Here is a 20002-nt window from a genome sequence, read left to right as displayed (position 1 = left end):
AGCCATAAAAGTTTGCTATCATACGGGAGGTTATGCGCCCGTAGTGAAGTTGGCCTATCACGCCTCCCTGTCACGGAGGAGATCGCCGGTTCGAATCCGGTCGGGCGCGCCAGAATCAGAATATTGTCACCTAGCAGCCCGTTTCTTTGTAGAATTAAGGGCTATTTTTATTTGTTTATGGCTGTGGGGTATTGCTAAATATACAGAATGTGTTACAATGATGCTATTCAGAGTTCTAATTATCTACTCTGAGGTGGATTAAAACTACTCTATGACTGGCCACCGGCCAGAGAAAGGACTCCAAGCGTTATGGCAAAGCACAACCATGACCCAAGTAGTTCATTAGAAACAAAAGACTTATCTCGTCGCGGAGTGTTGGCCGGACTGGTTGGCGGAGCAGCTGGAGTAGCTATGCTGCTTGTCAGTTGTGGGGGTGAAAGAGATCGGACAGCTGTTCCCCCAGATTACTCTACACAGAACGCCTCACCATCAGAGTCACCATCCGCCTCACCATCACCGTCTGAGACTATTGATCCAAAAGACTTGGCTGAAAAAAGATATAAGCAGGTTAGAGAAAAGTATGCAAACATGACCCCCGAAGGGTTTGCTAGACTTACGGACGAAGAGCGCTTGTTACCATGTAGGGAAGAGTTTCTTCTTGCAGAGGCGTGGGGAATCATACATAACCCAAATAATAGTTTATATAATCCATCAACGGGGATTAAACCTGGTGAATTTTACGGAAAACCCGCATCACCAACAGATTCCCCCGAAGAAGTCGCGGGCAAGCTATTTCTTCCTGTGGTCGCGGCTTTTGATGTTGGCCCGTGGGACCCTAACTTTGCAAGATATGTAGCATCCGCGGCAATCTATGGCAATCCCGAGTTAAGAATATCCGTCCTGAACGATATGTTGCGCAATGGAAAGATACCAGGCCCAGAGTACGACGGCAAAAAGGCCATAGCGACGCTTCTAGCGGCTAAAGACGAGAAAGAAAAGTTGGGCTACGAACATAAAGTGCCCGGCTCAAATATGTTTCCGATTCTTAAGCCAAGGTTTTGTAGTGCCAAACCCGTTGTGGATACAAAGACTGGTAAAGCGCTACCAACAGAAGGGCTCCAGATTTTTACCAAGGCAGAAACCACCGGCACAATTCTTGGTATGGCTTGGAGGGTTGTGATAGACAATGGCTTGTGGCGAATCGTTGACAACGAGGTTAGCGATCTTAAGTCTACTCTCGATTAATTAAAAGGCATGGCCGTATCGCCACAATTAAATAACACCTCAAAAGAGAGGCCACTCGGAGCCTCTCTTTTGAAATCATAGTATAAGCGTGATACTATACTATACATAATGCTTGCGCAAAAGAAAACCTCGCATAAACGTATTCGCCCCGTTCTAATCGGACTTGCCGCACTATTAGTCGTTCCGATGCTCATGACGTTTTTTGCGCTGTCGCCGACTGCTAACGCAGCTCGAACACAACTTAGCTATTCGCCATACCTTACCCAAGTCAAGCAACGCGCCATTGCCCTTGGCATAGGTGGCTGTATCGAAGCCCGAGGAACTAAAGGGTTTGGTGATAACTTAACTCCACAGAACGTTGCGAGTGGCGACTGGAATATTGGCAGCAATACCCCTATCGTCAGCGGTGTGGTCGATCCCAAAGACGGAAAGTTTGATTGTAAAGAGATGACTTCGGCAGCACGAGAGATCTTTGGTTATAGCTCTTTTACTGAGATGTTTTGTGCTCTCAAGGGAGAATGGAGAGATAACGCTAATCTAGATTGTCTCGGCAATATAGACAAACCAGAATACAGTGGCAATCGATGGAATATACCAAAGGACAGGGGTACATATGCCGTTGGGGTCCTCGAAAAAAAGACCGGCAAAAGCCTCAAATTTGACTCAGCACTCGTCAATTATTCCATGGCCATGGCAGTACTTTTATCAAACCAAGAAACTGGCTGTAAGGCCGAGTGGCGAGGATTTACGAGCGGCGAAGGCGCCCCAAGCAATATAAAAGACCTCTTAAAACACGAGTTCAATACACGGGTAAATGTTGCTTTAACTGATGGTACGGCGGCCGAAGGACTCTTCTATATCCCAAAAGAAACAAGGCTTAAGGGTCTTATGCCACTGTTCTACAGCGGCCTTAAGCAACCCTATAAGCCACCAAAAGACTCCGGAATGTCTTGCGGTGAAATAGCCAAGTGGGCTTCAGATAACGCTGGAGCGGCGGCACAGTTGGCAAAAACCGAATCTACTGAAAATACCCGTAAGGCTATTCGTAGCGCCCTCATAAAGAGGTGTGTCCAGTCACGTGGTGGCGGACCTGCACAACAAATTTGTGAAAGCCAGGTTGACAGCTGGATGAACGCTTGTAAGGACAAGATGCCATCAAATGGCAACGTGGCAAACTCTAGTGAATATGTTGATTGTCTGAAAAAACAATCAGGGTATTCTGAAGATGATATAAAAAGCTCTCTTTCTAATATAACCGCCGACCCCCCATCCGGTCAGAGCGAGAATAGTAGTAGCGACAGACCCGACTGCGCCGTTAAGGAGCTCGGCTGGCTCGTCTGCCCGGTGATTAATTTTATGGCGCGTATAGCAGACGCGGCTTTCGCCATGATCGCTGACAACTTTCTAAAGATTGAGCCGGATCTTGCCTCTGGGGGTGAAGTACAGGCAGCCTGGGGAATTATGCGTAACATTGCCAATGGTGCGTTCATCATTATGTTTCTGGCAATCATCATCTCTCAGCTCACCGGCTTTGGCATCTCGAACTACGGCATCAAAAAGATGCTGCCACGGCTCATCATCGCCGCAATCTTGGTGAACTTATCAATTTACATCTGTCAAATTGCCGTTGACCTGTCTAATATCCTCGGCTACGGCCTGCGAGCAGGCCTGGGTGGTATCGGTGACGGTATTAGTGCTGCTAATAGTGTCCTAAAGTCAGGACAGGGAGGCGAAACCTGGGGAGGCATAGCATTAACCGTCCTCGCTGGGGCTACGGCCGCAGTTCTCGCTCTTGCGGTTCTAATCGGAGCGCTTGTTTCCGGACTGGTCGTCATGGTGACTATTGCCGCCCTGTTGATCGCCCGCAAGGCTCTCATCGTCATCCTTATCGTTATCTCACCGTTGGCTTTTGTTGCCTTTCTGCTACCAAACACCGAAAAATTCTTTAGTAAATGGCGCTCAACCTTTGTGGGGCTACTCATGGTCTTTCCAATCGTTGGGTTGCTATTCGGTGGCGGTATATTGGCGGGATCAATTGTTAAAGCAGGGGCTACAGATGCCGACAATACGGTCATGCAGATTGTTGGCGAGCTCATCAAAGTTCTGCCGCTCATCGCCGTGTGGAGTGTCCTCAAAAAAGCCATTGATGTCGCTGGGGCAATCGGCCAGCACATCAACAACGCCGGCGGTCGCCTCGGTGGCCTCGGTGGCAGCGCCAAAAACTGGGCAAAAGATAGGTATGCCAATTCACGACTTGGTCAGATGCAAGATTTTCGCAAGAAGCAAATAGCACGCCGCAAAAAGCTTATACGAGCCGGGGCCTGGAAGGGCAGTGGAGTTCTCGACAAGATGCGTTGGATTGGAAGAAATGCAAGCGCCGAACGCAGCAAGGCGCTCAATGAAAGTGATCTTACAAACAATCGCTGGATCGGAGGAGATTTGGGTAGGAGGCTAGCTGCCGAAGGTCAAGATGCCGTTGATGACGAAGAGCGCGAGACAGCAAAGCGCATGCTCGACTATCAGTACAACGGTGATGCCGCCGCTGCGCTGAGGGGTGCAGGAGATAATGAAATGCTCAAGTATGTTGCTTCTAAAAAGCTCGCATCAACCGGCAAACACGGCGCCCAGCAGATGTATGATTACCTCCAAAGTGGCGGAACTATTAGTAACCGCCGCATGGCAGAAACGCTTACCGATATGCAGGAGTATCACGCGGGGCTATTCGAGATGGGTACGAACGCCATCGATCAAATGGAGCAACATGGTGTAAATTCAGTTAGCTTTAGCCAGCGACAAATGGCTGAGTTGACCGCCCAGGGGCTTAACGGATTAAGCGATGAAAAACTGGCACGACAGGCATCTGGTGCAGTTAAGATTGCTGGTGAAACCGAGTTTACCAAGGGAAGCCAGAGGATGGTTGGTATTTCTGCCGAACGGGCAGCCTCATTGCTGGATAATAAGCGCGTTAATACTTCAATATCAGGCAGCACTCGTGCCGAGTTTGAGAATATACGAAACGGCGGCACAGGAACTAATGAGATCAGAATACCTCACGATACTGCACCGTCAAACAATATTACCGAAGCAATTCCGTCAGACACCCCGACGGGGAGAACATTCGTTGCCGGAACAGGCAGAGGGCCAGCTCCACCACAATCCCCACCTTCAGCACCGCCAAATAATCAAAATAATCGCAATAATCGAAACAATAATCCACCTGCCACCAGCTAGAAACTATTGACTTTTCTCTATAAAAATGCTACCATTGCTGGTAATGGAGTGGTTACGTTCACAAGGGCGATCGTCAATGCGATGGTTGCAATGGTTTATATTGCTGGCGGTGGGCCTCCTAGTCAGTGTTTTTTTGAGTACGGTCGTAACCTCGGGCCAGGCGCTGGCGGCGGACGCGAAGTGGGATAGTAGCAAAATATCCTACGACAACGAGACATTTGAGCGAGTTTCCGACGTCGACAAACTAAAAGCCCTCAACTTAGGGTCTGACCAAGTGGTCTACATGTCAAAGAAAACTGTAGCCAATAATCAAGACGTCCGCGTCATTCACTTTCCGTCAACAGGCGATCTCGGATCAATGACCTCAGTGTCCCTAACAACATTCACGTACACTTCGCCAAACACTTACACAAAGAAAGAATCAACCACATTATCAATTGACCCACCGAGCCAAAACTCTGCGTTTTCGTGTGAAGTTGCTGGCGGTATCGGCTGGATCCTTTGTCCCGTTTCGGCGTGGTTAGCTAGCTCCATCGACTGGATGTTTGGGGTGCTTAAAAGCTTTCTCGTGGTGCCGCCGCTTCAGACGGGTAATCAGACCAGTGGCATCTTTCTAGCCTGGAATATCGTTCGCAACATCGCCAACGGTATCTTTATCGTCATGTTCATAGTCATTATTTATTCACAAGTTACTTCTATGGGCATCTCCAATTATGGCATCAAAAAGATGTTGCCTCGCTTAATTGTCGCGGCGGTACTAGTCAATTTGTCGTTCCACGTCTGCGCCATACTCCTCGACCTGTCAAACATCGCCGGAAGTGCACTCCAAGACATGTTCATGAATATTCGTAACACAGTCGCCACCCTGGGCGGATCTGCACCAGCATCTGAACCCATGACCTGGCAAGAGGTCACCTTCCATATTTTGGGAGATGCCGCCGGCGGTGCGGCGCTGGCTGCCGGAATCGTCATGCGGGCCGAGCTACTTCCTTTTATTGTGCCACTTTTGAGCGGTATTGGACTCGTTATCCTTCTCGTTGTTATCATTATGGCCGCCCGTCAGGCGTTGATCGTTATTTTGATTATCATTTCGCCGTTGGCTTTTGTGGCTTACTTGTTGCCAGGCACAGAAAAGTGGTTTGATAAGTGGAAGGATATCTTCTTGACGATGCTGATATTCTTCCCGGGGTTTGCGGCAGCCTTCGGTGGGGCACAGCTGGCGGGCTCAGTCATTATGCAAAACGCCGCGGGCCCGAACGGGGCAGTGATGTATATCCTCGGTATGGCGGTCCAGATCGCGCCACTCGCCCTAACACCGTTGATGATCAAGTTGGGCGGCGGACTCCTTGGCAAATTCACCGGTCTCGTCAATGACCGCAGTAAGGGATTATTCGACCGATCTAAGAACTGGGCAAAAGAGCAAAGCGAGATTACGAAACGCAAAAAACTCAACAAACGTCCAGACAGCAAATTTACCCCAACGGCATGGCGACGCAGGCTGGCGCAGTCATCACAAAATCGTAAGGATAGGCTCAAAGAGTTGCAAGATCAATCTGATGTTATACGAAAGGGGACTGATTCCTATGCTAAGATTGATCAATACCGACGGATGGTTAACGAAGACAAAAAGGCTATCGAGGGTCGGCTAGAGGCCGCTTGGGGCAATCATCTGATGTCTAATTCCGCCACCTTTGACCGATACGCACAAGCACAATCATGGTCTGAGCAGGCTGAGGCTTCTAAGGGAGCGGTTGACACTTATTATAAGTCGATGCGGGCACTCAAGCCTACCCAGACCAATGAGTTGTCTTCGTCATTCCAAGAAAGCTTGGAGCGTGCCCGAGGAGCGGCGCAGCAAGTGGCTCTCCAGGGCCTGCAGAACGCTTCATCGCAGCGTGTTGCCGATGATCGATGGGCAAATGAACTGAAAGAAAACGAGACGATGCGCAATCTGGCTGGACAAGTCGAACAAATATACTTCGGTGACAGTCGCGGTGCCGATCGAGCGATTGCCATGGCAGAACAAACACTCAGCAATGCCTACAACGAAGGCGTCGAGAGCGCAAATCGCTTGCTTGATCGATACAATGCCGATGAGTTTGACATGGTAGATATGGCTCTTGGTGCTATCGGTAGCGAGGTCAAAGGCATTACCGTTACCAGGGATGTCAAGGCTGCGTCACTTCGTCGTGTTCTTGGCGGTAAGAATATTAAGGCTATCAAGTCGTTGACCAGCCAGCTTGACTTTGCCCACCTTGACGATGCCCTTGCCCAAGAAGCTGGCGACGCTCTCAAGAACAACCCGGCACGACCGTTCTGGATTGGATCTTCAATTGCTAATAAGATTAAGATTAATAATATGCCGTGGTCTGGCCAAGAATTTATCACCCAAACGACCATCAAGGCGCTTAGCGAGGATAAATTGTCGACCGAAGGCCTGGTCACGCAAGACGCCGTCTATCTTAACACCCTGGCTGATATGATTGAAAATTCGAACTTCCGAGGACAAATTTCACAACAGCATCTTCAGATTCTGCGCGATCGAATAAATGAAGTACGGACGACTCCACAATATAGTGGTCGTATTGGCGAAAGTATCGGTGCAATTAAGCGAATGGAGGCGGCCCTTTCGTATCTGCCGCCAACAGAAACCTAAGCTAATCTGCTATAATAATACCCAATGGCCGTCTACAAAGTTCCCCAGGACGTGGAAGCTGAAGACAAGCTGCTCGGGCCGTTTAGTTTCAAGCAGTTTATTTTCTTGATCGTCGCGATCGGTATGATTGCGCTGGCGTGGGGGCTGTTCTCGGTGCTGCCGCCACTGGCGATTATCCCGGTGCCGGTTGCGCTGTTTTTTGGGGCGTTAGCCTTGCCGCTGCGCAAGGATCAGCCGATGGAGGTTTACCTCGCAGCGGTTATTTCGTTCATTCTCAAGCCCAAGCAGCGACTGTGGCGAGCCGATGGCATTGAGCGAATGGTCGAGGTGATCGCCCCGCGAGTTGAGGAAAAGCAATACGGCAAGGGGTATGACCAGGCCGAGGTCAATCGCCGGCTGTCATATCTGGCGACGCTGGTGGACACGCACGGTTGGTCGGTGCGCGGTGTCGATAATCCAAACAGCTCGGTGATGAACAGCTCGATGCAGGCGGATTGGTACAACGAGGCCCAAACCGCCCAAGACCCGCTCGACCCAAGCAGCAAGACAGCCCGTGCCTTTGAAACACTGATTGAGCGGGCCGACGAAAAGCGTCATGATGACATTGTCCAGCAAATGCAGCGAGCCCAAACCACCCCGACTACCCAAGACGACCAAGCCCTCTCGCCGCAACCCTCGACCTTCGACCCCTATCCAACTATGCAGCAGTCCATCATCACGCCCATCAGCGAGCAGACGACCGCGACGGCCCACACCGACCAGGCGCCCCCTAGCACAGCACCCATCTCGCCTGCTATAATGGACTTAGCGCGTAATCACAGCGATCTGTCGGTCGCCTCGCTCCAACGAGAGGCCGGTCGCATCCAAAAAGAACATGATAAGGAAGTCGTGATTTCGCTTCACTAGGTGGGATGTCTATGCAACCAGATCAGCAACAGCAACCATATCACTATCCACCGGATGCAGCCGCTGCACCACAGTTTGGTGCGCCGTCAAATCCGCCGACCATGCCGGGGGTCATTGCCTCTGGGCCTGACCCAGTCTCCGCAGAACCAACCTCACCGTACGCCCAGTATCCTGATCAATTCAGCCCACTGCCGCAGCAGTTACCCCAAACGCCAACCCAGCCGACGCCAAGCACGCAACCCGCGGCACAACCGACCCCCAACTTGCCGCCCGCACCCGAGTCCAACCAGCCACAACCAGCCCTGCAACAGCCCGCCAAGCAGCCGGCCAGTCAGGCAAAACCTCAACAAAAAGGCCCGACCAGCACCCAGAACACGCTGCTATTTTCTGAGATGCGCGAGAATATGATTATCATGAATGACGGCAGCTTTCGGGCGATTGTTCAATGTCAGTCAATCAACTTCGATCTGATGAGTGGCCGCGAGCGTGAAGGAATTGAGTTTAGCTACCAAAACTTCCTTAATTCGTTATATTTTCCGGTTCAAGTGCTCATTCGCTCGCGTCGCGTTGACATCGGGCCGTATATCGACCGCCTGATTGACATCCGCCGCAACCAAGACAATATGCTCCTGAACGTGCTGATGGATGACTATATCAACTTCATCGATGTCCTCGCCCAAGAAGCCAATATTATGGACAAGGATTTTTATATCGTTGTGCCGTATTATCAGAGCGGCGACATGCAAGTTATCAAGCAGCAGGCCAAGGGTCTGTTCGACAGCTTCTTCGGCGGCAAGAAAGACAACACCGTCACCAAGATCGAGCAGACCGCCTACGAAAAGGCCAAGGATGAAATCAAGAACCGAGTTGATTCAGTAATGAGCGGGCTGTTTCAGATGGGCGTAAAGAGCGCGCAGCTTAATACCAAACAGCTGGGCGAATTATTCTACAGTTCATACAACCCTGACGTGGCACCGCAACAACCATTGAGCGTTGGCGCCGATGAACTAGCGACGACCTATGTCCGCAAGGGACGAGGCGAATCGCCACATGGATATGGAGGAGTACGACATGGCTAGAAAAAAGAAGCTGGACGCCATTGATATCGCCGCCCAACAGCGGGCCCGCGAGCAGGCCGAGGTTGAGCAGGCTTTTCTCACCGGTGTGAGAACCCTGCGTGACTTCATCGCCCCGAGCAGTCTCGAGCTCAAATCCGACCACTTCCGCCTCGGTTCAAAGTATGGGCGCACCATGTACGTCTACGGCTATCCGCGCGAGTTATACACCGGTTGGCTCAGCTCGGTGATCAACATCGACGAGGTGCTAGATATTAGCATGTTCATTTATCCAGTTGACACCCAGGTGGTGCTCAACAACTTACGCAAGAAAGTGACTCAGCTCGAGGCTAGCCTCAGCATTAATTCTGAGAAGGGCAAGGTGCGCGACCCAGCGATGGAAGCGGCATTACAGGATGCCGAGGAACTGCGCAACCAGCTACAGATCGGCTCGGAAAAGTTCTTCCGCTTTGGCCTTTACATCACGATTTATGCCGACAGTATTGATGAACTCAACTTTATCCAGCACAAGATCGAGACAATTTTTGGCCAGCAGCTGGTATTCTCTAAGGTTGCCTCGGCCCAACAAGAGCAGGGCCTCAATAGCACCATTCCGCAGCTAACCGACCAGCTCCAGGTTCGCCGTAACATGAATACCGGCGCCATTTCTACCAGCTTTCCGTTTACTTCGGCCGACCTGACCGACGGCAAAGGTGTGTTATATGGTATCAATATGCACAATAATGGTCTGGTGATTTTTGACCGCTTTTCCCTCGAGAATGCCAACATGGTAGTGTTCGCTAAATCTGGTGCTGGTAAGTCGTTTACCGTGAAGCTAGAGGCGCTGCGCAGCATGATGCTTGGTTCAGACATCGTGATTATCGACCCAGAAAACGAATACCAGAAATTATCCGACGCCGTCGGCGGTAGCTATATTCGACTGAGCCTCAATAGTGATACTCGTATCAATCCGTTTGATCTGCCGCGAGTGATTGATACTGATGAGGCGGACGATGCACTGAGGGCGAATTTGGTGACGCTGCATGGACTGTTGCGGCAGATGCTGGGTGGCTCACAGACGACGGCGGGCGGGCAGATTATCGCTGGACTGACAGCCGCTGAAGAGGCTGATATTGACCAGGCGCTGATCGACACCTACGCCCGCGTCGGCATCACCGCTGACCCGTTGACACATCACTCGACACCGCCAACTATCGCCGACCTCTACGATACGCTGCTTCATATGGGCGGCACCGGGCCAAGCCTCGCTCAGCGGCTGCGCAAATTTACCTCCGGTACTTTCGCCGGTATCTTTAGCCAGCAATCAAATATTGATATCAATAACACCATGGTGGTCTTTAATATCCGTGACCTCGAGGACGAACTGCGGCCGATCGCCATGTATATTGTGCTCAATCACATCTGGAATATTACGCGTACCGACCAGAAACGGCGCATGCTCATCGTCGATGAGGCGTGGCAGCTGATGCGCTACGACGACTCAGCCAACTTCCTATTTTCTCTCGCCAAGCGTGCCCGCAAATACCAGCTCGGTCTCACGACCATCACCCAGGACGTCGAGGACTTTATGGGTAGCAAGATGGGCCGAGCCATTGTCGCTAACTCGTCGATGCAGCTGCTGCTCAAGCAGTCAACCAGCGCCGTTGATGTCCTTTCCAGTGTCTTCAAACTAACCGAGGAGGAGCAAAAACGCCTCGCCAATTTCCCGGTGGGGCAGGGGCTATTCTTTGCCGGACAAAACCACGTTCACATCCAGATTCAGGCCAGTGATACCGAATACGAACTCATCAACACCTCGCCGATCTCTCGACACCAACTACCATCAGAAACGCCGCTCGGCGGGTACGGGGCAGTGTAGTATAATTGGAGGCATATGGCAACAAAAACAAGACCGCCACGATTTGACACCACGACCGACTCCGATGCTGATGGGCGAGCAAATCCGTTTGAGCATTCATCGGAGCGACTGAATGCTGGTGAGCAGGCAGCACTTGACCAGATAGAGGCTGGTTTAAGGGATGATGGCCTTGACGGTGACCAGTTCAGCTACCGGTCGGATCGAGATACCGGTGTTGAAGATGCCGCGCAAAAAATAACAGACAAAGAGAATGGTACTGCAAATCAAGGACCACAAAGTGGTTTTTATCAACCAGAAAAATCTAATCGAACTATGCCCAAAAGTCAAGCCGCTAAGCTCATCGCTCTTGCTAAAAAACGCGGCGGTATCGCTGGTTTAATGATATTATTTGGTGTTGGTGGTGGTTTGCTGGCTTCGGTGTTTGGTCCGGCATCAATGCTCATCAATCTCATGGAAAACCTAACTCTTGGCAACGATTCTAGTTCAGTTGTCTCTGAACGACGTCTCGCAAAAAACTTGGCGAATATGATCACAAAGCCCGGCGTTTGCAATAGTAAAAAGATGAAGTGCAAGGCCGGCACGATTTCAAATAAAGGTTTACGCCGTCTCGCAAAGCACGGTGTCGTGGCGGCCGATACTAAAGGCAAACCGCTTAACCTGAAAAGATTTGGCTACCCCGATGGTAACCCCGAAAAATTTATTGTTGACGGCAAACACATCAAGGCTCAAGACTTGCCTGGTTTTTTAAGCGCTAAAGAAAACCGCGGCCTTGCCGCCAAGGTTCTTGGTCGATCGGGTGCATTTAATATGCGGTTTCGTGTCTGGTCAAGTAAATATCTCGCCAAAAAGTTCTTTAGTAAGTTTAAGCGTATAAAACGAAACGGAGGAGCGGCCACATGGGCCGAAGAAAACAAAAAGAATAACCGACAAAATCAAGGCTCAACAGGCTCTGACGGTGAAAAAAAGAAGACCCCATCCGAAGAATATCGTGCTGATGATAAAATAAACCAATCAGACATTGAAGAGTCGGGCAACAAAGCCAAAGCACATGCCGATAAAAAACTAAAGCGTGCGCGGCGTGCTGGTTCGGCCTATACCCTCGCAACAGGCGCCTGTATCGCCGGACACATACCTGATTTTGTTGTTGGAGGTGTTGCCGGAGCGCAAATGGCAGCACTTATTCCACCAATAGCCAATATGGTTCTCTCGCCGGGATCACAACAAAAAGCTTCAGGCCTTGATCCGCGTTTCGCAATGACTGCTGCCGGTATGGAATTCGTTGGTACAATGTTGACCTCTCGCCACAAAGGCAGCAATGGCAAAGCCGAGTCGGCTCTTGATTCACCACTTCTGCTCTCCGCTATGGGTGTCAATAAAAATAAAGTTCCGCTATCTGAAAAGTTTGCCCCCGGGCTTAAGGTTCGTCGCCACCCAGCCATCCAGGCAATGTATCAATACAAAGATGCCACCAAGGGCGCGTGCAACGTCATCATGAGCGATCAGGCTATGTATTCTGCTATGGCCGTCGATGCAGCAGCGACAGCCTTAGCAGCGCCGACACTTATCGGTGGTATTGTCAAGGCAGTGGGTAATTTCGCAATCTCTCAGATCACCTCTGTCATTGTAGGCGAAATAACCAAAGCAGCCACAAGTGCAGCAGTTCAGGCAATTTTTAAAGCCATCGTCGGTGATAATGATATTGCTAATGCCAAGGGTAGGGAGTTTGGTGACATGCTCGGAACATCGGCTGGTGCATTTTTTGCTGCAGCAAATTCAGCAAAACATCTGCCGGTATTATCTAAAAAAGGCCTCTCTAGTTTTAATCAAGTTCGTCTCGCTAACGAGCGACAACAACGTGAATACGACCTCGCCTCGCTCAGCCCATTCGACACCTCCAGCCGCCACACATTCCTTGGTAGCCTTACCTTTAACTTACGTCAGATGATGCTCCAATCTGGCAGTTACAATAATTCTTTTGCTTCAATCTTCTCTAATATTATCCGCCTCCCAGCAATGGCGCTTTCATTTGGAACCGCCGCCAACGCGAGCGATAACTACTCGGCAAATTACTGTGGTTATGCCGAAGACTTTGGCTTAAAGTCCGAGGTTAATGGCCGCGACGTTACCCCGGCAGTGAACTTTGCCGGCGCTGGGTGTACGGGCTTCACTAAACAGCAGGATGATATGGGTGTTGAGGAGGCACGAGAGATCCTGGCAAAGGCTGGGTGGATTGATGAAAGTGTTGATATAGAAAAAGAAGACGACATTGAGGCATTGGTCAGTAAAGGATATATAAAAGACAATACGCCGCTAAAATCGTTTATTGAATCTTGTAGCGATGTCAGCTCAGCAGAATACTCGACCAATATGACCGGCTGCGTTCTCGATGAATCTAGTACCAGGCAAAGTACTGGCAAACTCTCCAGTGGCGGTTATCGTCCTGTTGTCGAAAGCGAAAATGGCAAAACAAGCGCCGACACCGACTTTGGCTCAATCGACACCGCCGACAGCAGAACCCTCGCCGCCATCTCCGTCTTTTTAATGGATTATCAGATCCAAAACTCCATCAACGGTGAAGACGACGAGGAACTTGTTGGCAGCAATCAGTCTAATAACGCCTCAAACTCCCAAACTGGCGAAAATCTCGACCAGATCAAGATGTACTATCAGTCAGAAGAGCCGTGGAAGAATAAAAAATACGGCATTGGTAATATTGGTGAGTGTGGCTGCGCGCCAACCTCTATGGCTGCTATTGTCTCGACTGTCGGCAATACAACCGTTGATCCAGAAAAAATGGCTGAGTTTTTCTATCAAAACGATGGCCAGAGGGGTGGCGGACGCTGTGGTTCGAATTGGATATGGGAAAGTAAGGCCCAGCTATTTAAGGATAAATTTGGCGTCACGATTAAGGCAGTACAGCCAAGCGCCGAGAATGCCTCAAGAGGCCTGTCCGAGGGTGGCCTGGTTCTCATATCGGTTGGTGGAAAAACACCGTTTATTCGTGGTGGTCACATTATGTTTATTCGCGGAAAGACTGCTGATGGTAAGTTCCTCGTTGGTGACCCGAATAAGCGCTCCAACACCGAAAATAAAGCTGGTTTTGCGGCGAGCGAATTTCACTTTGGTGAAAAGGCAGATAAAGGTAAAAATGAAGAGGATGATGGCACAACAGGCATGTGGGTGATCACTGGACCGAAAAAGGTTGGAGGGCGGGCGACGTGAGAGAGTTTCTTTTAGCACACAAAACAGCAATTATCGCTACGTTATCATTCATCATACTCTCCGCCTCGGTCGTTGTCGTCATTCTGCTGCTACCACCAACCAACCCATCGACTCCGCCGCAGTCATCTAATGATAGCTCTACCCGGTCGGGAGGTGGGCAGTACGAGGGACCAACCGGTGGCAGTGGCCAGCCAACCACACAGCAGTTAGTCCTCAGTGGGTGGGATACGAAGAATAGTGCCAATAAAACACTAGCCGCATTCATCAATGATGACACCCAAAATTCGCTCGTTGTAGCAATTCTTCGCCACTACGTAAGTAAACATGTGACCTCTGATGCCCTTGTGTCTGGGACGATCACTAATGTGGTTTTTAACGAAAAGGTAATATCATTCACCGTGACCGTTAAGAACACCGCCGCGTATGCTGTACAGTTTACTATCGCGGATAACGCCGTCACCATTCGGACCGCAAGCGGGGAGCCAGTAACATTGTGATAGATAACATGAATTATTACTCCCGGCAACCACGTGACGATAAGCGGTCGTTGATAATTATGGCCGGGTTATGCGTGGCAGTGATCGTGCTAATAGCCGCCATTGTCTTGGTTGTTGTCCACAACAACACCCCGCTAAATCCAATGTCAACCAAAAACCTCACAATCCCAGAAAAAACGTTGCGCGAATCAGCCTCCGCTGCCTTTGCTGACCTGCGAGTTACGACAACACCGCGACAAACATTTCTCGAAAAAATTGACTTCGAAAATGAGTGGATTTTTCTGAAAGCAATTGCCGCCAATATTGCGACCAACAACCCATCGCGCACATTATATGTCATATTAAAGAAAGATGGTCACGGCAATTTGCAGCTCATCGCATACTCAACCGGCAAAGAGGCGTGGCAGACAACCAGCGGTAACACATTACCAGATAACGCAAGAGAGCGAGCGAGAAAATTATGGAACGAAAATTAGCCTTTCAAAGAGTCGCTGTTATTATATCAATCATTTCGCTTCTTTTTGGGAGTTCACCAGTATTTGCCGAGTTAAATACCGATCAGCTGCGGGCAACATTTGAAGACAACAACATTCTTTTTAGCAATAATTCTGAGGATACAAACTGTTCACCAAATGCCGCACAGTCAGCGAGTGGGGCGGCAGGCGAGCTAGTCGGCGAAGATAATCTAAAGAAAGCATTTAATTACTTTATATCCAAAGGTGCGCCAAAATTTGTTGCAGCAGCAATCGTTGGTAATTTATATCAGGAGTCAAAAGGTAACCCAATTCTTCGTCAAAATAAAGGCTCCGAGCCAAATCCGCTCAAGGCCGGCGGTAAGTATCACCCGTGGAACCCGAGTAAACCGGCTGGTATGGGCGATGCCTGGGGAATCGCCCAATGGGACCCTGGCGTAGCCGTCCTCTACTGGCAACAGCAGGCTGGCGTCCAGGGTGATGTTACCAGTCTCGAGGTGCAACTAGCTATCGTCTGGTGGCAACTCCAGAACCTTGCACCAACTTCACGTAAAAACGTGTTAGCTGAGATGGTAGCATCAGGCAACGCCGCAGCTGCTGCTGTTATTATGGTAAAGAAATTTTTTGGTGCTGGCATTCCACAGACTATAGTTCGCGTAGCTTATACCATGAAAGCTATGAGTTGGGAACCAGATCCGTCTAGCGCGGCCGCTGCCGCTTCTGGTGCTGCCACTAACTGTAGTGACGGTAGTGGAGGTGGAGGCGGCACCATCTCCGAAGGCGGTCTCAACGAAGAGCAAGCGAAGAAATTCATGATGAATTACGGCGAAAATAAAAATAATGAAAGCCGCAAAGCTATGGGTGACTACTTGTGGAATACTTGTAATGGTGGGGGATCAAACTGTGTGTCGTTCTCTGTATTCTTCCTTGAAAAATTTACTTCAACAAAAAACCTCGGCACCACAGGTAATGGCGAACACGTTGTTAAGCACTTAAGAAATGCTCGAAAGCTACCGACCGGTAAAACACCAAAAGTCGGCGCTGTGTTTAGTTGGTCTGGTGGACGCTATGGTCACACCGGAGTTGTCCTCGGCATTCAGGGCGATAATGTCATCGTTGGCCACGCAAGTTGTGGTAATTCAGGTAAGGGCCGCGGTGATGGCACGCAACGAGGTGGCGGATCTGGATTTATCCTTACGGGTAAGGTTAATGATCCAAAAACTTGGCTCGGACATCTTCCGGATGAGTTTGCCTACCAGAAGTTGATATGTCAGCAGTGGCGAGCTATGTTGGAGCAAATACAAGTAGAGGTGGCGGTAATGTTGCACTATAATAAAAAACTAATTTTCATTATCTTGGGGTTTATTGGTGTTGTTATTATCACTACGGTTGCTTATATACTACTGCTACGCAACCCTCTTGGTGGAGAAATGCATATCGAAAATCTCAGTACATATACAAATGGTAAACCGACCGACGCTAAAACCCTCGAAACAATTCGTCACGCATTATATACTACCATCCGCAACAACTACACGGGTGATTTACCAAACAACTCCATCAAAGACATCCTTATCCGCGACGGGTCGTTTAAGCAAACTCATGATCAAGCAAAAGATATCCACACTGTTAACTTCATTGTTGATATTAAAAGCCTACAGCAGTCGTATCTCGTTGAATATACGTGGTCACAAAAGACCAATCTTGACGATGATGCTCAGTATCAATATGGCACAACCGTTTCATGTTTACCAACCGATCAGCTAATATACGGTTATTTTGGCTGTAATGATGACTTTTCGCGAATGCGTGGACTACGAAGTCCGCATCTGGTTGTCAACTGGAGCGGCCAAAAGGATCAGTACGGCAATTCATTATCCGACCAACTAACCGGCAATGACACTGACTACATTGAAAAGCTAATCATGAGTGATTATTCTTATGACCATAGGCTATCGCGCATCGCCACGCAAACAACGATAAAAAATATTACACGCGATACATCAACAGGAAAAAATACACTATCGTTTACTATTACCGTCGAGGATAAATTAGCCTACAATATCACTATTGATTACGATAATAATCGACGAATTACTATTACTCAAGATGGTCGATCGCTCAACTAGCCTAGCGCTTCAACGGCATAACAATATGCATGCAATCTGGCGTAGGGGTCTGCTCGCGGATGACGCATGGCGACAGTTTACCATTAAACGAGAAGGTAACAGTCTCGCCATCAGTAGCGCCAAGTGACTCGATCAGATAGCGAGAATTAAGCGTAATTTCGCCGTCACTCGACACCTCGGCGCTGGCCTCAGAAGTATTCTCGCCGAGTTCCGAAGCGATTGAATGGATTGATAGTAGCGCTTGCTCGTGACTAGCCTTGAGGGTGATACCACCACCCGATTCGCGCGCAAAGAGGCTGGCAACCTTGGTAATACGCAGGAAATCAGCCTTCTTGATCGCCACATCGGTCTCGGCGAGCTTAGGGATCAATTGACGATAGTCGGGAAATTTACCGTCGATCAGCCGACTCACAATTTCTAAGTGATCCGTCCGAAACCCAACCTGCGTTTCATCAAAAAACAAACTCACATCACTCGTCTCGGTGTCGAGGCTCCGCAGTACTTCCTGCAATGTCGATGCCGGCACGATGGCCGCAATTTCGCCATCAAACTTCATCAGCCGTTTCTCCGCTAGCCGATAACCGTCCGTAGCCGCTAGATACAACTCACTGTTGTAGGTATGCCAATACACACCAGTCAACACCGCCCGCGTGGTATCACTAGACGTCGCAATAATGGTTTGCGAAACTGCCTTTTTTAGCTCATCGGCACTCATATCCAGTCGCACTGCCGTCTGCTCGTCCACCGTCGGTAGCTCTGGAAACTCATCCGCCACGACGCCATTGATAACTGACGAAAACTTGTCTGCGGTCAGGTGTAGGTGCTCGTCCTTGACCTCCAATTCGACCGTACCACTCGGCAGGCTGGCGACGAATTCGCTCACCAGTCGAGCTGGGATAGTTATCGAGCCGGGCTTCTCGACCCTGGCGCCAACATACTGGGTAGAGGCGATCTCCAGATTCGTCGCCGCTACGACTAGCCGAGAGCCATCGGTTCGTAGTAAAATATTGTTCAGTATTGCTAGTTCGTTACGACTAGCGGCGATGCGCCCAACGCTAGCGAGGGCTTTGGCGAGGTTTTCTTGGGTGACGGTGAGTTTCATATTCTTATTATAAATCCTTTCTTAATTTTATTCAGTAATTAGTAATAATAGGCGCTGTGGAAACTGGGTAAATATTGTGCTCAAACAGGGGTAATAGTAGCATTGTGTCAGTGGAAAAGACGGTGGATTTGCTGGGTATGGTGTCGTGGATAAGACGCTGATTGTCCACGTGATGCTGCTTGGCCCATTTGATAACAACTAGATTAGTGGATAGTCGTTCACACGTTTGTCGCTGGTTATACGCACGTTTTACCCAGGTTTTACACATAGAGCTTGTCTCGGATGTCGTTAATTTGTTCACGAATATTGACGCTGATGAGTATCTCCTTGCTAATTTTGTCAACCGAATGAATAGCAGTAGTGTGGTCTTTGCGGCCAAGCTCCTGGGCGATTTTTGGAAAGCTCATCTTGAGCTCGCTCCGCAGCAGGTACATGGCAATTTGGCGTGGCTGCATGATGTATTTATCGCGCCTTGGCGAACACACATCCTTGACCTCAACGCCAAAGTGGCGAGCGGTTTTGTCAATAATTTGTTTGGCGGTGATATGTTGCGGGCGAGAGCGCTTGATATTACCAAGTAATCCCTCGGCGGTTTCGGCATCGGGTGTGATGTTCTGCATCTCGGCGTAGGCGAGGAGTTGATTGAGCGCCCCTTCAAGTTCGCGAATATTAGTCTTGAAATTGGTGGCGAGGTATTCGACAACGTCGGCGGATAATTCAATGTTGCTCAGGCCAGCCTTAGCAGTAACGATAGCACAGCGAGTTTCATAATCAGGCATCTGCACGTCAATTGTCATACCCCACTCAAAGCGACTGCGCAGGCGGTCGGTTAGGGTGGGGATGCTTTTCGGCGGCTTGTCAGAGCTGATGATGATCTGCTTGTCGTTTTGGTGTAGGTCGTTAAAGGTGTGAAAGAACTCGTCTTGGGTCTTTTCCTTGTTGGCGATAAACTGCATATCGTCAACAATCAAGACATCGACGTTACGATATTTGTCGGAAAATCCTTTTTTCTTGAAACGAATCGAGTCGAGAAATTCACTGACAAAGGTCTCGGTAGTGGTATATAATACGCGAGCGGAGGGTTGGCGTTTGATAATCTCATTACCAACAGCTTGCATCAGATGGGTTTTACCAAGCCCCGAACCGCCATACAAATAGAGCGGATTATACTTGGTGCCAGGGTTAGCGGCAATCGCTTGACAAGCGGCGTGCGCCAGGTCATTACTTGAGCCGACGATAAAGTTGTCAAAGGTGTAGCGCGGGTTAAGGTTGGTTACTGATTTTTTAGACTGCTTAATGATCGGTTGGGCGGCGGCCGCTGAATTTGGTTCATCGCGGCTGAGGCGTTGCTTTCGAGCAGCTGTTTTTTTGGGTCGAAAATGAATCGTCGAGACCGCAAGGCCATTTCGTTTCAAACCGTCAGCGATGCGTTGATAATAGCGTCTCTCTAGTTGTGTCAACACGAAAGGGTTGGGTGATAGGACAGCCACCTCATTATCAGATATAATGTCAAGCTCAGTCGACTTAAACCAAGTCGAAAATGATGATGGCGGAATTGAAACTTCAATTTCACCCAGCACTCCCTGCCAAATAGCTTGACTATTCAC

General features: G+C 49.5%; 11 protein-coding genes, 1 tRNA gene and 1 pseudogene. 11 read left to right on the top strand and 2 right to left on the bottom strand.

What is annotated here, in order from left to right; genetic code table 11:
• Positions 1 to 34: 34 nt before the first annotated feature.
• The 11 genes and pseudogenes from GWK78_00065 (at position 35) to GWK78_00015 (ending at position 17293) form a co-directional block, all read left to right on the top strand.
• Positions 35 to 112 (top strand) — tRNA-Asp (locus tag GWK78_00065).
• Between the two features lie 197 nt (positions 113 to 309).
• Positions 310 to 1245, top strand: a complete 936-nt coding sequence (locus tag GWK78_00060; protein QHU93448.1) for a hypothetical protein — start codon at positions 310 to 312, stop codon at positions 1243 to 1245.
• 1746 nt (positions 1246 to 2991) lie between these two features.
• A pseudogene (locus GWK78_00055) lies at positions 2992 to 3261 on the top strand (hypothetical protein).
• Between the two features lie 1291 nt (positions 3262 to 4552).
• Positions 4553 to 7132, top strand: a complete 2580-nt coding sequence (locus GWK78_00050; protein ID QHU93447.1) for a hypothetical protein — start codon at positions 4553 to 4555, stop codon at positions 7130 to 7132.
• Positions 7133 to 7156: 24 nt separating this feature from the next.
• Positions 7157 to 8038 (top strand): hypothetical protein, encoded by an 882-nt coding sequence (locus GWK78_00045; GenBank protein ID QHU93446.1) that lies wholly within the window; start codon positions 7157 to 7159, stop codon positions 8036 to 8038.
• Positions 8039 to 8679: 641 nt separating this feature from the next.
• Entirely contained in the window at positions 8680 to 9117 is a 438-nt protein-coding gene (locus GWK78_00040; GenBank protein QHU94248.1) for a hypothetical protein, read from the top strand.
• Positions 9110 to 10972: a DUF87 domain-containing protein gene (locus GWK78_00035; GenBank protein QHU93445.1), complete on the top strand. Its 1863-nt coding sequence runs from the start codon at positions 9110 to 9112 to the stop codon at positions 10970 to 10972. Before GWK78_00040 ends, GWK78_00035 begins: the two co-directional genes overlap by 8 nt.
• A gap of 15 nt (positions 10973 to 10987) precedes the next feature.
• Entirely contained in the window at positions 10988 to 14194 is a 3207-nt protein-coding gene (locus tag GWK78_00030; GenBank protein ID QHU93444.1) for a hypothetical protein, read from the top strand.
• Complete coding sequence (locus GWK78_00025) at positions 14191 to 14691, top strand: hypothetical protein (GenBank protein ID QHU93443.1); 501 nt, start codon at positions 14191 to 14193, stop codon at positions 14689 to 14691. The genes GWK78_00030 and GWK78_00025 overlap by 4 nt, the downstream gene beginning before the upstream one ends.
• Positions 14692 to 14750: 59 nt before the next feature.
• Positions 14751 to 15167 (top strand): hypothetical protein, encoded by a 417-nt coding sequence (locus GWK78_00020; protein ID QHU93442.1) that lies wholly within the window; start codon positions 14751 to 14753, stop codon positions 15165 to 15167.
• Positions 15152 to 17293: a CHAP domain-containing protein gene (locus GWK78_00015; GenBank protein QHU93441.1), complete on the top strand. Its 2142-nt coding sequence runs from the start codon at positions 15152 to 15154 to the stop codon at positions 17291 to 17293. The genes GWK78_00020 and GWK78_00015 overlap by 16 nt, the downstream gene beginning before the upstream one ends.
• A gap of 1 nt (position 17294) precedes the next feature.
• On the opposite strand, the gene dnaN is transcribed toward GWK78_00015, so the two are convergent.
• Both dnaN and dnaA read right to left on the bottom strand, forming a co-directional pair.
• Positions 17295 to 18395 carry a DNA polymerase III subunit beta gene (gene dnaN / locus GWK78_00010; GenBank protein ID QHU93440.1) on the bottom strand — a complete coding sequence of 367 codons (1101 nt, stop codon included), beginning with the start codon at positions 18393 to 18395 and terminating at the stop codon, positions 17295 to 17297.
• Positions 18396 to 18655: 260 nt separating this feature from the next.
• Positions 18656 to 20002 (bottom strand): chromosomal replication initiator protein DnaA, encoded by a 1347-nt coding sequence (dnaA, locus tag GWK78_00005; GenBank protein QHU93439.1) that lies wholly within the window; start codon positions 20000 to 20002, stop codon positions 18656 to 18658.

The organism is Candidatus Saccharibacteria bacterium oral taxon 488 (genome assembly GCA_010202845.1).
In the GTDB taxonomy this organism is placed as follows: domain Bacteria; phylum Patescibacteriota; class Saccharimonadia; order Saccharimonadales; family Saccharimonadaceae; genus Nanosynbacter.
Note: the sequence above shows the minus strand (reverse complement) of the source record. Positions and strands in the feature narration are given on the sequence as shown.

Coding starts and splice junctions, on each gene's coding strand:
- GWK78_00060 (QHU93448.1), top strand. CDS start 310: ATGGCAAAGCACAACCATGACCCAAGTAGTTCATTAGAAACAAAAGAC.
- GWK78_00030 (QHU93444.1), top strand. CDS start 10,988: ATGGCAACAAAAACAAGACCGCCACGATTTGACACCACGACCGACTCC.
- GWK78_00020 (QHU93442.1), top strand. CDS start 14,751: ATGGCCGGGTTATGCGTGGCAGTGATCGTGCTAATAGCCGCCATTGTC.
- dnaN (QHU93440.1), bottom strand. CDS start 18,395: ATGAAACTCACCGTCACCCAAGAAAACCTCGCCAAAGCCCTCGCTAGC.
- GWK78_00015 (QHU93441.1), top strand. CDS start 15,152: ATGGAACGAAAATTAGCCTTTCAAAGAGTCGCTGTTATTATATCAATC.
- GWK78_00050 (QHU93447.1), top strand. CDS start 4,553: ATGCGATGGTTGCAATGGTTTATATTGCTGGCGGTGGGCCTCCTAGTC.
- GWK78_00040 (QHU94248.1), top strand. CDS start 8,680: ATGGATGACTATATCAACTTCATCGATGTCCTCGCCCAAGAAGCCAAT.
- GWK78_00035 (QHU93445.1), top strand. CDS start 9,110: ATGGCTAGAAAAAAGAAGCTGGACGCCATTGATATCGCCGCCCAACAG.
- GWK78_00045 (QHU93446.1), top strand. CDS start 7,157: ATGGCCGTCTACAAAGTTCCCCAGGACGTGGAAGCTGAAGACAAGCTG.